The sequence below is a fragment of the Thalassolituus sp. UBA2009 genome (assembly GCF_002335285.1).
GTDB classification, from domain to species: Bacteria; Pseudomonadota; Gammaproteobacteria; order Pseudomonadales; family Oceanobacteraceae; genus Venatoribacter; species Venatoribacter alkanivorans.
This window is the reverse complement of sequence record NZ_DDCJ01000122.1, coordinates 1-16,417: the sequence shown is the minus strand read 5'-3', so window position 1 is coordinate 16,417 and position 16,417 is coordinate 1. Positions and strand designations below refer to the sequence as shown.

At 49.9% G+C, this 16,417-nt stretch carries 15 protein-coding genes, 1 tRNA gene and 1 CRISPR repeat array; of the genes, 12 read left to right on the top strand and 4 right to left on the bottom strand.

Annotated elements, in window-relative coordinates:
• Positions 1-45: 45 nt before the first annotated feature.
• Genes csy1 through cas6f form a run of 4 tightly spaced genes read left to right on the top strand, consistent with a single transcriptional unit; the run spans position 46 to position 4,019 of the window.
• Entirely contained in the window at positions 46-1,383 is a 1,338-nt protein-coding gene (gene csy1, locus B3P58_RS15150) for a type I-F CRISPR-associated protein Csy1 (protein ID WP_286718817.1), read from the top strand.
• Entirely contained in the window at positions 1,380-2,402 is a 1,023-nt protein-coding gene (csy2, locus tag B3P58_RS15145) for a type I-F CRISPR-associated protein Csy2 (RefSeq protein WP_286718815.1), read from the top strand. Before csy1 ends, csy2 begins: the two co-directional genes overlap by 4 nt.
• A gap of 23 nt (positions 2,403-2,425) precedes the next feature.
• A complete protein-coding gene (gene csy3, locus B3P58_RS15140) occupies positions 2,426-3,448 on the top strand; it encodes a type I-F CRISPR-associated protein Csy3 (protein ID WP_286718814.1) in 1,023 nt (340 codons plus the stop codon).
• A 4-nt stretch (positions 3,449-3,452) separates the two neighbouring features.
• Positions 3,453-4,019 (top strand): type I-F CRISPR-associated endoribonuclease Cas6/Csy4, encoded by a 567-nt coding sequence (gene cas6f / locus B3P58_RS15135; RefSeq protein ID WP_286718812.1) that lies wholly within the window; start codon positions 3,453-3,455, stop codon positions 4,017-4,019.
• A 128-nt stretch (positions 4,020-4,147) separates the two neighbouring features.
• Positions 4,148-4,896: direct repeats of the CRISPR family, unit length 28 nt; unit sequence GTTCGCTGCCGCATAGGCAGCTCAGAAA.
• 669 nt (positions 4,897-5,565) lie between these two features.
• Here cas6f and B3P58_RS15130 read toward each other — a convergent pair.
• Positions 5,566-5,844, bottom strand: coding sequence for a hypothetical protein (locus B3P58_RS15130; protein WP_286718810.1), 279 nt, complete (start codon positions 5,842-5,844; stop codon positions 5,566-5,568).
• 372 nt (positions 5,845-6,216) lie between these two features.
• Between B3P58_RS15130 and B3P58_RS15125 the strand changes: the two genes are divergently transcribed.
• From B3P58_RS15125 to B3P58_RS15090, 8 genes are all read left to right on the top strand, one after another.
• The gene (locus B3P58_RS15125; protein ID WP_286718809.1) at positions 6,217-6,525 is read left to right on the top strand and encodes a hypothetical protein; all 309 of its coding nucleotides are present in this window, start codon (positions 6,217-6,219) and stop codon (positions 6,523-6,525) included.
• 206 nt (positions 6,526-6,731) lie between these two features.
• Positions 6,732-7,022 carry a hypothetical protein gene (locus B3P58_RS15120; RefSeq protein ID WP_286718807.1) on the top strand — a complete coding sequence of 97 codons (291 nt, stop codon included), beginning with the start codon at positions 6,732-6,734 and terminating at the stop codon, positions 7,020-7,022.
• A 209-nt stretch (positions 7,023-7,231) separates the two neighbouring features.
• Positions 7,232-7,462, top strand: a complete 231-nt coding sequence (locus tag B3P58_RS15115; RefSeq protein ID WP_286718805.1) for a major coat protein — start codon at positions 7,232-7,234, stop codon at positions 7,460-7,462.
• Between the two features lie 67 nt (positions 7,463-7,529).
• On the top strand, positions 7,530-9,359 hold the full coding sequence (locus B3P58_RS15110; protein ID WP_286718803.1) for a hypothetical protein: 1,830 nt from the start codon (positions 7,530-7,532) through the stop codon (positions 9,357-9,359).
• A 2-nt stretch (positions 9,360-9,361) separates the two neighbouring features.
• The gene (locus tag B3P58_RS15105) at positions 9,362-9,700 is read left to right on the top strand and encodes a DUF5455 family protein (RefSeq protein WP_286718802.1); all 339 of its coding nucleotides are present in this window, start codon (positions 9,362-9,364) and stop codon (positions 9,698-9,700) included.
• A 1-nt stretch (position 9,701) separates the two neighbouring features.
• Complete coding sequence (locus tag B3P58_RS15100; protein ID WP_286718801.1) at positions 9,702-10,868, top strand: zonular occludens toxin domain-containing protein; 1,167 nt, start codon at positions 9,702-9,704, stop codon at positions 10,866-10,868.
• Between the two features lie 256 nt (positions 10,869-11,124).
• Entirely contained in the window at positions 11,125-12,477 is a 1,353-nt protein-coding gene (locus B3P58_RS15095; protein ID WP_286718800.1) for a hypothetical protein, read from the top strand.
• Between the two features lie 3 nt (positions 12,478-12,480).
• Positions 12,481-13,377, top strand: a complete 897-nt coding sequence (locus B3P58_RS15090) for a phage integrase (protein ID WP_286718799.1) — start codon at positions 12,481-12,483, stop codon at positions 13,375-13,377.
• Positions 13,378-13,475: 98 nt separating this feature from the next.
• On the opposite strand, the gene B3P58_RS15085 is transcribed toward B3P58_RS15090, so the two are convergent.
• The 3 genes from B3P58_RS15085 to cysD all read right to left on the bottom strand — a co-directional run bounded on the left by B3P58_RS15085 (position 13,476) and on the right by cysD (position 16,414).
• Positions 13,476-13,552 (bottom strand) — tRNA-Met (locus B3P58_RS15085).
• A 383-nt stretch (positions 13,553-13,935) separates the two neighbouring features.
• Positions 13,936-15,549 (bottom strand): sulfate adenylyltransferase subunit CysN, encoded by a 1,614-nt coding sequence (cysN, locus tag B3P58_RS15080; RefSeq protein WP_286718798.1) that lies wholly within the window; start codon positions 15,547-15,549, stop codon positions 13,936-13,938.
• Position 15,550: 1 nt separating this feature from the next.
• Positions 15,551-16,414: a sulfate adenylyltransferase subunit CysD gene (cysD, locus tag B3P58_RS15075; RefSeq protein ID WP_286718843.1), complete on the bottom strand. Its 864-nt coding sequence runs from the start codon at positions 16,412-16,414 to the stop codon at positions 15,551-15,553.
• Positions 16,415-16,417 lie beyond the last annotated feature (3 nt).

Sequence of the window (16,417 nt, the reverse complement as noted above, 5' to 3'; positions counted from 1 at the left end):
TGACATTATTCAGCAGGAAATCGGAGAGATAAAAGGACATACAATATGGAAATATCGACGGACAGAGTACAGGCCTTTCGCCAGGCTATTACCGCGTTTATTGACGAGCGACGGAATGCCAAGCTGAAGGGCAACAATACTGATATTGAGACGGCTGCTAAATATGAATACACGACCTGGCTGGCCGATGCCGCCCGCCGTGTTAATCAGATTCAGGCGGTTACCCACGTACTCAAAGCCACCCACCCGGATGCCAGAGGCAGCAGCCTGCACCTGGCTCCCATTAATCTTCCTCAGCATCGTGAAATCGGCAGCCATCTGCTGGGTGATACTTTTGCCGAAGATATTGTCGGCAATGCCGCCGCGCTGGATGTTTTTAAATTTCTGAAAACCGAAGTGGAAGGCAAGCGGCTGTTTGACTGGATGCAGGCTGCCGATACCGATTTACAGACCGCATTATCGGCTGATGCAGAAACAGCAAAAGCATGGATGCAGGCGTTTTCGTCATTAATCCGTACAGAAAGCCAGCCTGCATCGCATGTGGCAGCCAAACAGCTGTATTGGCTGGTGGGTGAGGAGCCGGCCGATAACGGCGAATACCAGCTGCTGCAGCCGCTGTTTTCCAGTTCACTGGCTCATCGTGTACACAGCGATATTCAGGATGCCCGCTTCGGTGAAGCAAACAAACTGGCCCGCCAGGCGTATCGGGATAAATCCGGATATGACGCCGAATACCGTGATTATCGCGGGTTGGTTGTGCGCAAGCTGGGTGGTACAAAGCCGCAGAATATTTCGCAGCTGAACAGCGAACGGGGCGGGGTTAATTACCTGTTGGCGTCTTTACCGCCACACTGGAATGCCTCAGACCGGATTAAGGTACTTAAAGTCGATTCTGTCTTTAATTCTTTTTATTTCTTTGACGAAGTAGCAGATTTGCTGACAGCGCTGAGCAGTCTGTTGCTGTCTGATCCGGACACCGTTAAAGCAACCCGTGAAAAGTGTGAAGCACTGGCACAGGCTCTTGGCCAGCAATTGGCGTTATTCGGAGAGAGCATCCGCTTTGCTCAGGAGCCGGGCTGGAGCCAGCACCCGGATTGCCGTTTACCGCAGTGTCAGCGTTTGTGGCTCGATCCTGAACGTATTGAATTACCGCCACGCGAAGAGCATCAGGCAGAAGACGAACAATTTAATGCCGCTTACCAGTGGGGCGACTGGCCGGATGAAATAGCCGGTTATTTTGCCAGCTGGTTAAACGCGCAATTGCATAAAGCCGGATTAACAACCGTTGGCGATACGGAATACACATACTGGGCGAAGCAGGCACTGGTTAATGCTGATGGGCCGGTGTCACTGCAGCGTCGTGCGCCAGGAGGTGCGAAATGAGTTTGCCGGTTAATTCCCATGTATTGGTCATCCCCCGTCTGCGGGTACAAAACGCTAATGCAGTTTCCAGCCCGTTAACTCATGGTTTTCCATCGATGACGGCCTTTCTGGGCCTGATGTGGGCGCTGGAGCGTCAACTGAAACAAGCCGGGCTGGAGCTCCCCCTGAATGCCATCGGAGTGGTTTGTCATGATCATCAGGAACAGGTAACCGACGGTGGTTTTGTTAAATCTTTTTGTTTGACCCGCAATCCTGCCGCTACAAGAGAGCACCGCAAGCTTATAAAAGAGGATGGTAGTATTTCTGTTCCAGCTATTGTCGAAGAGGGCCGGATTCATCTGGACATCAGTCTGGTGTTTGGCGTGAATATCGGCACCGGTGAATGGCAGGATGAATACCCGGCTCAGGTAGCGGAGGTTCTGAATACGATGCGCATTGCCGGAGGCACTATTCACCCACCGGCCAAACCCTGGCTGCAGCGTTATCAGCCGTTTGCTGTTTCCTGTGGCGAGTCCGCAAAGCTGGCCTCTTTAACACGTAAATTACTCCCTGGTTTTACGCTGGTAGCCCGTGACGATCTGCTTGACCAGCGTTTGGCCGAACTTAAACGTACGCAATCGCAAGCTACCCGGTTGGATGCCTGGTTATCGTTAGCGCGCATTAACTGGCACTACCAACCGGTTAAAGAGAGCGCTGAAGAAACAGCAGGCAATGCAGCAGAAAACGCAGCAGGAAAAACAAAGGGCGAATGGAAAAACGACCGCACCGGGCAAGGTTGGCTGGTGCCAATTCCGGTTGGTTATGGTGCTCTCAGCGAGGTATATCCGGCAGGAACGGTAGCCAATACCCGTGATCCGCATACGCCATTTCGTTTTGTTGAAAGCCTTTATTCCATCGGACAATGGATTGCACCTCACCGGCTGACGTCGGTCGAACAGTTGCTCTGGTACGCCGACAGCCAATCCGAAAACGGTTTATACCGTTGCCGTAATAATTTCATTAAAACCTATAACGATTAAGTGACGAAACAAGGAAAACTATCATGGCTAATGAACTGAAAACCGCTTCTGTACTGGCATTTGAACGCAAACTGGATGTGTCGGATGCGTTGTTATTTTCCGGCAAATGGGATAACCGTTCCGACAGTGACTGGCTGCCCGTTGCTATCCGTGAAAAATCGGTACGGGGTACGATTTCTAATCGCTTAAAAACGAAAGATCAGGATCCGGCCAAGCTGGATGCTGCTATTGAAAATCCTAACCTGCAAACCGTCGATGTAGCCGCATTACCGGCCGATGCCGATACCCTCAAAGTGCAGTTCACACTGCGCGTACTCAGTGGCGTGGGCGAACCGTCTGCCTGTAATGAATCGGCCTACCGCGAAAAATTATTGGCCACCGTTGCCGGTTATATTCAGAGCGCGGGCCTGGGTGAACTGGCCCAGCGTTACGCAGCCAACCTGGCCAACGGTCGCTTTTTATGGCGTAACCGCATTGGTGCAGAACAGGTTGAAGTAACCGTTGCCCGCCTGCAGGGTGGCCGTGCCGTGTCTGAGTGGAGCTTTGCTGCATTAACGCATTCTATGATGGCGCTGAAAGCTCCGGCCGAAGAAACCGACAAATTGTCAGAACTCGCAACACTAATGGAAGCCGGGTTAGCGGGTAAAGAGCATGTGTTACTGCAAATTACCGCTTTTGTACGACTTGGCGAAGGTCAGGAAGTGTTTCCATCGCAGGAATTAATTCTGGATAAAGGCAGCAGTAAAAAAAGCAAAACGCTTTATCACGTTGCCAATGTTGCAGCCATTCACTCACAAAAAATTGGCAACGCACTGCGTACCATCGACACCTGGTATCCCGATGCGGCAGAAAACGGCCCGATTGCCGTAGAGCCCTATGGTTCTGTTACTACTCAGGGTAAGGCTTATCGCCAGCCAAAAGAAAAAATGGACTTTTATAACCTGCTGGATGGTTGGGTACTGAAAGACAAAGTACCGGAGCAGGAGCAGCAACATTTCGTAATCGCGACATTAATCCGTGGCGGTGTATTTGGTGATGCAGGGTGAGGCTATGACAACACATTACCTTGAGGTAAGCGTGCGGCCAGATCCGGAGACTAGTAACGCTCAGTTACTGGGAATGCTGTACGGGCGCCTGCACCTGGCTTTAGTGCAACAAAAACGCAGCGATATTGGAGTGAGTTTTCCGCAATACAGCCGGAATCCGCGCAGCATTGGCAATGTATTACGGCTGCACAGCAGCGAAAGCAGCCTGCATAGCCTGATGCAGGACGACTGGCTGAAAGGGATGCGCGACCATGTACGCATGACCGCGATTCTCCCGGCACCAGACGATGCTGCTTACTGTGTATTCCGGCGTAAACAATTCAAAACCAGCGCCGAACGACTGCGCCGGCGGCGTATGAAGCGCAAAGGAGAAACGTCGGATCAGGCGGCCGAGGCCATTCCTGCCACCATAGAGCGTAAGCCCGATTTACCCTATGTGCATTTACGCAGCCACAGCACTGCTCAGCCGTTCTGTCTGTTTATTGCACGCGGGCCGCGACAGGAAAAACCCGGGCAGGGGGATTTTAACCGTTACGGGTTAAGCCAGCATGCAACGGTGCCGTGGTTCTGACCCTTTTTCTTTGGGTTTTTAATTAGCTTTAAAAATCAAAGGGTTAGCCCGTATTGCCCAAAAAAGGGGATGCGGGCTTTTTCTGTAAAGTTCTTTAACAATCAGGGTGTTAGAAAGAATAAGCTCTTGTTCGCTGCCGCATAGGCAGCTCAGAAAAGTGAGCGCAGTTGCTGGATGTTGGCGGTAAGGTTCGCTGCCGCATAGGCAGCTCAGAAAAGTCAAAATGCGAGCAGGTAAAGGAAAATCAGGTTCGCTGCCGCATAGGCAGCTCAGAAATCAGAAAGGTGATGCTGTAAATATTCCTCTTGGTTCGCTGCCGCATAGGCAGCTCAGAAATAGCGCTTAGCGGAAGGGGCGTAAAAGACGATGTTCGCTGCCGCATAGGCAGCTCAGAAACTTGAGCAACGCGGAATCATCCGCCGCCAGGGGTTCGCTGCCGCATAGGCAGCTCAGAAAGTAACGGCTGGTGATTATGGCCCGGTTGATTGGTTCGCTGCCGCATAGGCAGCTCAGAAATTGGTACTACTGCACCCATCTTTGCTGATACTGTTCGCTGCCGCATAGGCAGCTCAGAAAGAAAACGGATACCGCGCACGCGCCGGCCGCCTGTTCGCTGCCGCATAGGCAGCTCAGAAATTACAGGAGCGACTGTTGCGCCTCAGAATTGATGTTCGCTGCCGCATAGGCAGCTCAGAAAACCCAGACGATCTAAAATGCCCATTAAAACCAGTTCGCTGCCGCATAGGCAGCTCAGAAAACGGCGATATTGTTATTGCTGCGGTTGATGGCGTTCGCTGCCGCACAGGCAGCTCAGAAATGTAGGTTCAGGTCAATATTTGTAGCAACCGGGTTCGCTGCCGCACAGGCAGCTCAGAAGCTTTTAAATTACGTGTTACAGGCACGTAATGGGTTCGCTGCCGCACAGGCAGTTAAAAGCGAAGGAGTAGAACAGATACGAAAAAGCCCGTGAGTATTTGCATACTTCGCGGGCTTTAGAATTCGTGGTAGCTATGACTGGACTTGAACCAGTGACCCCAGCATTATGAAGCCGGTGACAGATCTGTTATTATGCTGGCGTAATTGGTTAAAGGGATCTGTCCATGCTTCGCAAGTCATTGATTTTTATTACATTATTCCTCTCTTTAGCCTGGTGTTTTACCGTTCAAGCTGCCGGGGGAGAAATTGAGTTTAAAAACCATTCCGGTCACCTGCTTACTTGCAAAAGGCATATGTATGGGAAGTACATTTCCTTTTTTATGCTGCAGCCAGGTGAGTCAAAGATTTATTCTGATCTTGAATTAAAGAAGCACATCAGGTGCTTTTATGAGATTGACCCTAATCGTAATAGTACGACGGTCATTACTTATTTTTATTTGAATGCTTACGGCACTTACGATTTTTACATGACCAATATTAAGTGTGATAAGTGCCGTACGGGTTGGCGCTGGTCGACTCTTGTTGTTCCTCCCTCCGGTCATCCTATCTATAACCGTCTTAAGTGAACTGAGCTGCTACCACTTCCACCTGTCAGCAGCTCTTTTTGCTATTAGCCAGCCTTCGGGGTTGGCTTTAAGGTTCTTTGTGCCTTCTTGGTCATAGGACTAATCTGTCCTGCCTCCGGTATTTCTTCACCTGTAGTGAGCCAGTATGCGTATTCCTTGAATACCCTTCCCAGTGCCACTAATTCCTCAGCTCTCATTTCTGCCGCTTTGTATTTCACGTTAGACCAGCGTTTGGCTGGTATTCCTGAAACGCTTTCTAGCCATGGCAGTTTCACGTCCTCTGTATCTATCAATAAGAGGAATCTATCTACCGCTTTTTCCATATAAATAAATACAATGACCTAAATACTAGGTTTAAGTTGCTAGTATTTAGGAAATCTCCTATAGTTCATTTGTCAGGGTGTTGCAGCACCCACCTTTAATACTCGTAATCGCTCAACCTACTGGAAAGCGCTGATTTAATAAAGCGTCCGTGGCTGGGTAAGGGGGAATCAGAATGGCTCAGCCCGTCTCAATCGAATTTCATCGTCGTCAAACCGCATACTGGAATGCTGAGGCTGTATTGGCTGTTTCTCAGTATCGGGCTGGTCTTGTTCCTCAAGGCTACGCCATATCTCAATCTGTTCCCGTTACCAACTGTCTGCTTAATCGTGAGCCTTTCTCTCATCGTTTCACCGGGCAGAAGGTATATAGCCATGAATAAGCCTGTTTCTCCTATCCCGCTTCAAGCTGAACTGATTCCCGTGGATGAGTCCGCGCTGCTGGCAGAATTCCGCGCTACGTTCCACAACGAACAAGCGCACATGCCGGAAGTTAGCCTGCGTTACCTGCTGTGGCTGATTCTTTCTGAGCAGCCTTATGGCGACGTTAAACGCTTCGCTAACCAAGTCCGCATTGATCTGAATGAACAGCGCCTTGCGTCTGCAATCCGTGCCGGAATATTTCCGCAACAGTACACATGCTTCACTGGTCAACCGCTTGTTTGTCCGGAATTGAGAACATAAAAGGTTCGTTTAAATACTGTGATTAGTAGTAGGGGCGGGTCGAAGATCCCGCAAGAGGTAGGCGAAGCCGTAGGACGTGAGTCCTGATCCTGTGGGTCAAACCGCTTGCGTGTTTGTCCACAGGACTGAAAGCAAAGAAAACCAATGTTGCGAGTCAAGTCCCCGCTCGTGACTGAAAAATGTAGGGGATAATTGAGGAAATAACTATGCAATTTCAAATGCCAGTGACCCTGATCGGCGGTATGTCTTTCCAACCGGATAACGGCAACCGTATCAATCAACTGTATGTAATTAATGCTGACCCAAGTAATACGATGTACCGGGGTTATGTGCCAGCCAAAATGAGCTGTGACCAAGCGATCATTGATAGCTTGTCGAATAATCCGGCTGATTATCCTATGAATGTCACACTGACTGTTCTGAATAAAACTCAGGGCGGTAAAACCGTACAACACGCGCTCTCTATTGTGCGCGAACCGGCTAAGAAAGCCGGGTAATTAATGACTCATGGATGCGATCAGCTTCTATGAAATGTTTTTCTACTTCTCGTTATTCGTTGCGGCGGTGATGGGATTTAGTAAAGGGGGCCAGCGGTGACAGAAGCTGAAGTTACTTCATATTTCTCATATCTGTTTGGCTCTTACGTTATGGGTTGGGGTGCTGGGTACCTGATCCATGTTTTTAAAACTCTCTCGGAGAAAATCTAATGAAAAATGAAGTAATTGCTCGTCGTAGCCTTTTGGCTGCTGCTGTCGGTGCTGGTTCTGTCTTCGCTGGCTCTGTTCATGCTGCTCTGCCTGAAGCGGCTACAACTGCACTGGCGTCTGTCGGTACCGGTATTTCCGACACTGAGGCTGCTGTTTGGCCGTATATCGGTGCTGCTCTTGTGGCCGGTATCGTTATCAAACTGGTTAAGCGTTTCGCTGCCAAGATTTAAAGCTTTACCTCTCCACTCTGGCCGGTTCGCCGGCCTTTTTTACGGATTCTTATAGTGAGCCTCTGAAATGAAATACCTGTTTTTATTGCTCGCTTTATTCTCTGCTGATGCTTTTTCTGGTTTTGCGGAAGAGTGTCCTTATGGTCACAGGAATCCAATATCAGAAGGTACATATGGGGATCTTGCTGGCTGTGAAAATCGTGCTGATCTTTTAAAGTCAATTACTTATGGTGCTGGTAAAGTTTTCGACTGTCAGGAAAATTTTAATGGTAATGCTAATTTATTTTATGTATGGCAGGGCGATTGTGCATCTACTCCTTCTGATGATTCCGCTGAAAATGGATGTTATGGGGATCAATTGAATAATCCTGCCGGTACTTGTACCGGTGAGGAGCCACAACAATGTACATCTTCTACGGGTGAGGTTTATCTCCTTGAGCAGGGAAAAAGCTGTTCTGATTATTGTCCGGGTCCTGGTTCTGGCGCTGGCGGTAATGGTCGCGGTTCTATTCATAAATGTAACGGTCCGTATGGTGACGGTAACGGCCAGCCTTTAACTGATGCTAACGATCCTGATCCTGTTACTTGTCCTGCTCCTTCTACTTATGATCCCGTTTCTGATTCCTGTGTTGATCCAGCAGATCCGGGCACAGATCCGGGCACAGATCCGGGTACAGATCCCGGTACAGATCCCGGTACTGATCCCGGCACAGATCCCGGTACAGATCCCGGTACAGATCCGGGTACTGGTGGCGAAGACGATTTAAGTCAGCGTTTACAGGATGAACAAGAGTGCGGCATTGGTCAGAAAAAACAGAACGGCTCTTGTCGTCCTATTCCTGATAATTGCGGTTATATCAATGGTACTTATGCCTGTGCTCAGCCTGAGCCGCCTTCTGGCTGTGGAACCATTGCCGGGCCTGATGGCGTCCCTATTTCAGGGTGTTTTGAGGAAAAACCCGGTTGTGGTTACTTCGGCGATACTTACGGCTGCTTCGATGCTGACGATTCTACAAATTGTCAGGGCGGTATGCTTATCAATGGTATTTGTAATAAAGATGGGCAGCAGCCTATTTCTTGTCCTGTCGGCTTCAAGTATTCAGAGGGCAATGGCTGCGTAAATGCTGTTACCTCTTGTCCTATTGGTACTTCAAAAAGCTCTCTTAGTAATACCTGTGAGCCTGATGACTGTCTTCCCGGTAAATATTCTATTGGTGGCGTTTGCTTAGATATTCCCCCGACTCCTGAGAATCCGAATCCTGGCACTGATCCGGGAACTGATCCCGGTACTAACCCTGGTACTGATCCAACTAATCCTGATCCTGATAAAGTCGATTTGTCATCTGTTAACTCTCGCTTAGATAAAATGATCTCTGCTCAGAAAACAGCTGATTCAAATAATGTTAATGCACTGAATCGCGTTGGTTCTAAGATTGATACTTTGAATACTACTTCTACCGGTATTCTTGCTGAGGGTAAAAAAACCAATTCAGAGCTCAAGGATTTGAATAAAACAGCCTCTGATATTCTGTCGGAAATAAAAAATAAGAATGATTCATTCGATGATCTTTTGTCTGAAACAGATGAAACCTCAGCTGATTTTATTGATAACGAAAAGGCTGATTCTGATTTAGAGGGCTATGACGCTGCTGTTCAAGATTCGTTGAATCAGGACTCCCCCATGCAGGAGCCGTCTGCCGTTGCTGAGTCTGTAAAACAGGTTCTCCCTTCTTACCATGCTTGCCAGCAATTCATTATTCAATTTAGCTCTTTCCCTATGGCTGTTCCTTGTGACCGTTTTGAAGAGTGGAAGCAGATCCTCGCTTGGGTTCTTTATATGTGGACTGTCTTTTATCTCTTCGATCTCGTTCTACGTCCTGTTGATAGTAAGGTCTGATTATGCCGTTACCTGTTATTGCTGGTTTGCCTTGGCTTGCTGCTGTTATTGGTGCTGCGTTTGGTGCCATATTTTCGTGGCTGGTCAAGTTTTTTACAAAAAGAGTCGCGGTAACGCTCGCTATTGTTGCTCTGGTTGTTTCTGCAACGGCTGCTTTCGTTGCACTTATAACCGGCCTTGTATCTTCTCTTGAGTATGTCCTTCCGCCTTGGTTTTCTCTTGCCGTTCAGATGGTCGTTCCTGAGAACACTACTACTTGTTTTTCTGTGATTATTACTGCTCGTCTTGCCCGTTGGGCGTATGAGTGGAACGTTCGAATCATTCAGTACAAGTTGTTCTGATATGGCTTTCTATTTCGTAACCGGAAAATTAGGGAACGGAAAAACACTGGTTTCTGTTTCCCGTATCAAAGCAAAGCTTCTGGCTGGCTGTCCGGTCGCCACTAATATCGATCTGAACATACAGGCCATGTTTGGGAAAATGGCTAATGATATTCGCCTGATCCGCGTTCCTGATAAACCAACTGTTTCTGATCTGAATGTGATCGGCCGTGGTAACGATAGCTATGACGAAAGCAAAAATGGCTTGCTCGTTCTGGATGAGTGCGGAACATGGTTTAACGCCAGGAATTGGCAGGATAAAAGCAGGGCTGATGTAAATAACTGGTTTCTGCATGCCCGGAAACTAGGCTGGGACGTAATCCTGATTGTTCAGGATATATCTATTGTTGATAACCAAGCTCGTGAGGCTCTTAGCGAATTCACCGCATTCTGTAAGCGTCTGGATAATCTCCGGGTTCCTCTGATCGGCGGGCTATTTAAAGCTGTTACCGGCTACAACCTGCGATTGCCTAAGGTTCACGCTGCCCGGGTCGTTTATGGTGCTTCTCCAGCTGATCCACTTTCAGATCGTTGGGTATATCGTGGTACTGATCTGTTCAGCGCATACGACACAAAACAAATCTTTTTAACGGACTACCCACACGGGCCTCACTCCGTTTTGCCTCCGTATTACCAAAATCGCCGTACATACACAAAGCGCGGGGTCTCGTTCTATATGCGTCTTACAAAAATCTATTTCAGAAAACTCAGAGCTCCTCTGATTGCATCTGCTGGTGTTGTTATGGGGCTGGCTGCTGCCTATGTAATGACCGTTTATCTCAATAATCAGTTTTATCGTGAATATCAGCAGCTAATCGAAGCAATGCAAAAGCTTGAAACATATCAGCAGGGTGAGCCTGAGCCAGCTGAGCCAGTAACGGCAGAAGAAGCCTTTGCCCTTATCGACGGTATGCGAATCGTCGGTTATGCCAATTATTCAAGCCATGTTGTTTATGACCTGGCACAGCGTCAAAAGAATAAATCTGTGACGGAGAAATCCGAAGACTCAGAGCGTCCCCGCGTTGTTACTACTGATGATCTTTCTTCTGTTTATGCAATAGAGCCCAACGGGCCCTGTCACGTCCGCCTGATCGCTGCAGGAGCGCATAAAGATGTTTATTGCCTGTGATGTATTGAATGCACTGATTAACCCTAGGCTAGCGCCGTCTGAGCGCCTGCCGGGGGTATGGGGGCGGCAGCGCCCCATGATTAACAACGGCTCCGCCGTTCCGGTCGCCTGCTGCTGGTCTGCTCCTGCGCGCAGCGCTTGGGGCAGCGCAGCGGCGGCCGTCCATTACGTGCCTGTAACACGTAATTTAAAAGGGGGACGAACTGCCCGGAATGCTGCGGAGTTTCGTCAACGTCATGTTATTGGGGGTTTTTAAATGGCACGTTTTGAAAACAAGAAAATGAAACGCTTTTTTGATCCGCTGACCGGCGCCGATACCTACGAAATGGAAAGGGGCAGTGTTGAATATGATCTGTCCGGACTCCGGTTCCTGCATACGGGCGTTGATACCATCCGCCAGTTGTATAACTGCACCCTGAAGCCTGAAGTGCTGCAGCAGATCGCAAGCCACTACGACACGAAAACCACGGACGTTATTGAAATCGCCGGTATTGAATGGAAATTATCCAGCTCCGGCAAAAAGTCCGGGTATCAATATATCCTGAAAAATTTAGACATCGGCATGGTGGTACTGCTCAAGTCCTTCTACAAAGAAGCCGACCAGCAAGGGCCACACATGAAAATCGAAGTAACGCCCCAGCTGATTGACGAACTGGGCCTTGAACAGCTCACAAACCGCCTGAGAGAGGTCGGACGTACATTCGGTGACACTCTGGAAGCCTCTGGCATGGCCGTACACCTCTGTGTCGATATGAAAGGGCTGGTACTGCCGGAAGACTTCGAAAGCATGCTGGCGACACGCTCAAAGCGGAATCTCAAGGTTAACGCGATCAGTAACGCTCACTTTGAAGTGGCAGAAGCTTCATTTGTGTATGGCCGCGGTCAGACGTACCTGTTCGGCAATTCCAGCTCTCTGCAGATGTGTCTCTATAACAAGTCAGAAGAGGCTGTAAAAAGCGACAAGCTGGACTTTTGTGAATCCCAGTGGCGTGCCACTCCGTCTCTCGACGATCCGTTCACCCCTGAGTACAAAGATGGCCGTGACGGCGGGGAAGTGGACACTGTGCACCGCTTAGAATTTCGTGTGCATCACTCGGTGTTAAAAGAGTTTGAGAACGGCAATTACAACCGCTCTGCAAAGTACAACGAAAAAGGGGAAATGATTGAGCCTGGCAAGCTGATCTGCATCCGCGAGCCTCGCGACTTAAAGCCCCATTTGCAAGCGCTCTGGGATTACTGCTTAAACAATTTCCGCCTGCATCACAGCTCAACCTATATTCATCCGATCTGGCAGAAACTTATGGAAGACGTGAGCTGGTTCAATGTGCATCCCACATTCATCTATGCCCGTGACCAAAAAAAGTCCGCAGGCGTGGCCGGTCGTCGTAATGTCGCTATGTGGCTCGGTAATCATCTGCGTTTAGCAGCCCGCAAAGGTTTCACCACAAAGCACGTAGTTCAGCACCTGCTGAGTTCTGGCTTAGAGTCTGATCTCGCTGACTACTTCGGTTTACTTTATTACGGTCACAGCTCAGAGCTGTTCCTGTGCCTGACGGATTTTGTTGATAAGCGTCTGCGCGATCATCGTCTCAATGGGGTGGCTGTCTGATCCATGATTGACCCGGCACACACGCGCTTATCCCAGCTTGTAGACCTCTGGTTTAAGGCTCACGGCAAAACCCTCAAAGATGGCAATTATCGCTATTCGCGTATGCTTGCCATTGCTGAGCGTCTGGGTAATCCGTTCCTGTGTGATTTTACTGCCGCTGATTTTTCAGATTACCGTGTTCGCCGTGTCACCGAAGTTAAGCCGGCAACCGTTAATCATGAGTTGCGCTACATGCGCGCACTGTTTAACGAAATGGATCGTCTCGGTTTTTACGAAATCGATAACCCACTGGGTAAGATCCGGCAGTTCAAAGAACAAGAAAGGGAAATGGGATTTCTGACAAAAGAACAGATCCCGATTTTACTGGATGCCTGCGCAGATTCAGAAAACAGGCACTTACTGCCCGTGGTGAAAATCTGCCTCAGTACAGGGGCCAGATTCGGTGAAGCGGAGTATTTGCTAAGAACTGGGCTGATTGCCGGTGAACAGCCATCCGTACGTTTTACAGATACAAAGAACGGCAGATCCAGAAGCGTGCCGATAACACCTGGTCTTTTCAGTGAAATAAAATTCACCTCTAACCCGCCAACACACCGGAACCTTTTCAACCCATGCCGGACCGCTTTCCGGGGTGCTGCTGAACGCTCAAAGATTCAATTCCCGGAAGGGCAGATGACCCACATTCTCCGGCATACCTTCGCAAGCCATTTCATGATGAACGGCGGCGATATTCTCACGCTGCAAAAGATACTCGGTCACTCTGATCTGAAAATGACCCTGCGCTATGCCCACCTCTCGCCAGATTATTTAAATCAGGCACTCGAATTTAACCCTCTGGCTAATCTGCTTCTGCCTCAACGGGTGGCGGTGTGCAATATCTTGGATGGTCTGAAGTTTTAGAATTCAGGATTTATGCGGGCTGTAGAGGTGTTTTTTACTGGCACCCCCAGGAAACGAAAAAAGCTAGTAGATACTTACCTACTAGCCTTTAGAATTCGTGGTAGCTATGACTGGACTTGAACCAGTGACCCCAGCATTATGAATGCTGTGCTCTAACCAGCTGAGCTACATAGCCACATTGTTACCTGAAAGAAGTGGTTAATGCTTGCTGCATTGCTCCGTTCAAGTGGCGCGTATTATGCCAGCATTCTTTTGCCTGTCAAACATTTTTTTCTGATATTTTTCAAAGAGTTACTAATCTGCAGGAAACACCGGGCAGAGGCCCTGCGCTGCTGCCGTCAGGGTTTGCTGTCGCGATTGTTGAGATGGCGCTGAATCGGGCTTTGTTTGCGTCTGAGAGCTTCTGGTATGTGTTCGGGCGGCGCGGGTCTGGGGTGGCGTCAGGTACGAGGAGGATAAGCATTCCGTGTATGCAGCTTCGGTGCATAACAGTCCGGACATAAAAAAGCCCTGCCGTTTCCGGCAGGGCTCTTTGTTAGCACTTCACTCAGGCAGGAATCAGATGATCCCTTGTTCCTGCAGGTCGGCGATCAGGGAGTCGAGGCTTTCCTGATCGGCGGCCAGACTGACATCGGCGCCATCGGCACCGCCGGCAACCAGTACCACCAGACCTGCGTCTTTCAGAATCTGGGCGTTTTCGTTGCTGGCAATGGCAGCTACGCGTCCCATTTCAAACAGACGACGGTCGAGGCCCTGTACTATCTGTTCAGCATTCACTGCGTTAACGGCAACGATGGCTGGCTTCTGGTTGAAGCGACGGGCTTTCTCAGCCGCGGTTACCGGCGTGTTGTCGTCCGATGCGCTGGCGGCGCCCACGATCATACCGGCACCAATGGTAACGTTGCTCAGGCGGTCGATGATGATAAAGGCGCCGGCGCCCGGAATTTTGCTGTAGCAGTCAAAGGGTACGGCTTTATCCAGCGATACTTCCACCAGGGCGATTTCGTTCAGGTTAACCTGATCGGCCAGGCTCTGTTCCAGCGTGTTTACGTCCACCAGGTGGTGAATTTTGCTCACAGTACCGGCGGTTGAGCTGGAGGCGAACTTCAGGTCGTACGGCTTGCCCGGAATCAACGGGTTCTCGGTCATCCATACGATGTCGGCGTTCAGCTTTTTACCCACGGTTGGCTGGTCGTTGAGCTTAACGATAACGTCGCCACGGCTGATGTCGATTTCGTCTTCCAGGGTCAGGGTAACGGCCTGACCGGCGAAGGCTTCTTCGAGGTTGCCGTCGTAGGTCACGATGCTTTCAACCTTGCTGGTTTTCTGCGATGGCAGTGCCATGATGGTGTCGCCTGGCTTAACAATACCGGAGGCTATGGTGCCGCAGAAACCACGGAAGTCGAGGTTCGGACGGTTAACGTACTGTACCGGCAGGCGGAAGTTTTCCAGGTTTTTGTCCTTGGCAATTTCCACGCTTTCCAGAATTTCCATCAGCGTCTGGCCGGTGTACCAGTCAGCACGCGCGCTGCGTTCTACCACGTTGTCGCCGTCGAGGGCGGACATCGGCACAAAGTGAATATCGCTCAGTTCCAGATTCAGGTTTTTGGCGAAGGCGAGGTAGTCTTCGCGGATCTGGTTAAAGCGTTCTTCGCTGAAGTCGAGCAGATCCATTTTGTTGACCGCAACCACCACGTGCTTGATGCCCAGCAGGGAGGCAATAAAGCTGTGACGTTTGGTCTGGGTCTGCACACCGTAGCGGGCGTCGATCAGAATAATCGCCAGATCACAGGTGGATGCACCGGTGGCCATGTTGCGGGTGTACTGCTCGTGTCCCGGAGTGTCGGCGATGATGAACTTGCGCTTGGCGGTACTGAAGTAGCGGTAGGCTACGTCAATGGTGATGCCTTGCTCACGTTCAGCCTGCAGACCGTCAACCAGCAGGGCGAGGTCGATTTTCTCGCCGGTGGTGCCGGATTTGGCGCTGTCTTTTTCGATGGCGGCCAGCTGATCTTCGTAGATCATTTTTGAGTCGTGCAGCAGACGGCCGATCAGGGTGGATTTGCCATCGTCAACGTTGCCGCAGGTTAAAAAGCGCAGCAGTTCTTTGTTTTCGTGCTGCTTCAGGTACTCAAGAATATCGGCAGCGATCAGATCGGATTGGTGTGACATATCAGAAGTACCCCTCTTGTTTCTTCTTCTCCATCGAACCGGATGAATCGTGGTCAATGGCACGGCCCTGACGCTCAGATGTCGTGGTCAGCAGCATTTCCTGAATAATTTCCGGCAGGGTTTCTGCCTCAGATTCGACGGCGCCGGTCAGCGGATAGCAGCCCAGGGTACGGAAGCGTACGGATTTCATTTCCGGCACTTCGCCTTCTTTTAATGGCATACGCTCGTCATCAACCATGATCAGCATGCCGTCACGCTCAACCACCGGACGCTTGGCGGAGTAGTACAGCGGTACGATGTTGATATTTTCGAGGTAGATGTATTGCCAGATATCCAGCTCGGTCCAGTTAGACAGAGGGAAAACACGGATGCTTTCGCCCTTGTTTACTTTGCCGTTGTAGATATTCCACAGCTCAGGACGCTGGTTTTTCGGGTCCCAGCGGTGTTTGCTGTCACGGAAAGAATACACACGCTCTTTGGCGCGGGATTTTTCTTCGTCGCGGCGGGCACCACCAAAGGCAGCATCAAAACCGTACTTGTCCAGTGCCTGCTTCAGCGCCTGGGTTTTCATGATGTCGGTATGCTTGGATGAGCCGTGGGTGAACGGGCCAACGCCCTGTTCCACACCTTCCTGATTGATGTGTACGATCAGATCCATACCCACTTCTTTGGCCATCTTGTCGCGGAACTCAATCATCTCTTTAAACTTCCACGTGGTATCCACGTGCAGCAGCGGAAATGGCGGTTTACCCGGATAAAAGGCTTTACGGGCCAGATGCAGCATCACGGCAGAGTCTTTGCCGCTGAAATCGACAATCCGGTGATGATGTACTCCATCGGCAAAGACTCTGCCGTGATGCTGCATCTG

Bases quoted from the DNA above. Each gene is read 5' to 3' on its own strand.
- cas6f (WP_286718812.1), top strand. From the start codon at position 3,453: ATGACAACACATTACCTTGAGGTAAGCGTGCGGCCAGATCCGGAGACT.
- csy2 (WP_286718815.1), top strand. From the start codon at position 1,380: ATGAGTTTGCCGGTTAATTCCCATGTATTGGTCATCCCCCGTCTGCGG.
- cysN (WP_286718798.1), bottom strand. From the start codon at position 15,549: ATGTCACACCAATCCGATCTGATCGCTGCCGATATTCTTGAGTACCTG.
- csy3 (WP_286718814.1), top strand. From the start codon at position 2,426: ATGGCTAATGAACTGAAAACCGCTTCTGTACTGGCATTTGAACGCAAA.
- B3P58_RS15110 (WP_286718803.1), top strand. From the start codon at position 7,530: ATGAAATACCTGTTTTTATTGCTCGCTTTATTCTCTGCTGATGCTTTT.
- B3P58_RS15100 (WP_286718801.1), top strand. From the start codon at position 9,702: ATGGCTTTCTATTTCGTAACCGGAAAATTAGGGAACGGAAAAACACTG.
- B3P58_RS15120 (WP_286718807.1), top strand. From the start codon at position 6,732: ATGCAATTTCAAATGCCAGTGACCCTGATCGGCGGTATGTCTTTCCAA.
- cysD (WP_286718843.1), bottom strand. From the start codon at position 16,414: ATGCAGCATCACGGCAGAGTCTTTGCCGATGGAGTACATCATCACCGG.
- B3P58_RS15095 (WP_286718800.1), top strand. From the start codon at position 11,125: ATGGCACGTTTTGAAAACAAGAAAATGAAACGCTTTTTTGATCCGCTG.
- csy1 (WP_286718817.1), top strand. From the start codon at position 46: ATGGAAATATCGACGGACAGAGTACAGGCCTTTCGCCAGGCTATTACC.
- B3P58_RS15105 (WP_286718802.1), top strand. From the start codon at position 9,362: ATGCCGTTACCTGTTATTGCTGGTTTGCCTTGGCTTGCTGCTGTTATT.
- B3P58_RS15125 (WP_286718809.1), top strand. From the start codon at position 6,217: ATGAATAAGCCTGTTTCTCCTATCCCGCTTCAAGCTGAACTGATTCCC.
- B3P58_RS15115 (WP_286718805.1), top strand. From the start codon at position 7,232: ATGAAAAATGAAGTAATTGCTCGTCGTAGCCTTTTGGCTGCTGCTGTC.
- B3P58_RS15130 (WP_286718810.1), bottom strand. From the start codon at position 5,844: ATGGAAAAAGCGGTAGATAGATTCCTCTTATTGATAGATACAGAGGAC.
- B3P58_RS15090 (WP_286718799.1), top strand. From the start codon at position 12,481: ATGATTGACCCGGCACACACGCGCTTATCCCAGCTTGTAGACCTCTGG.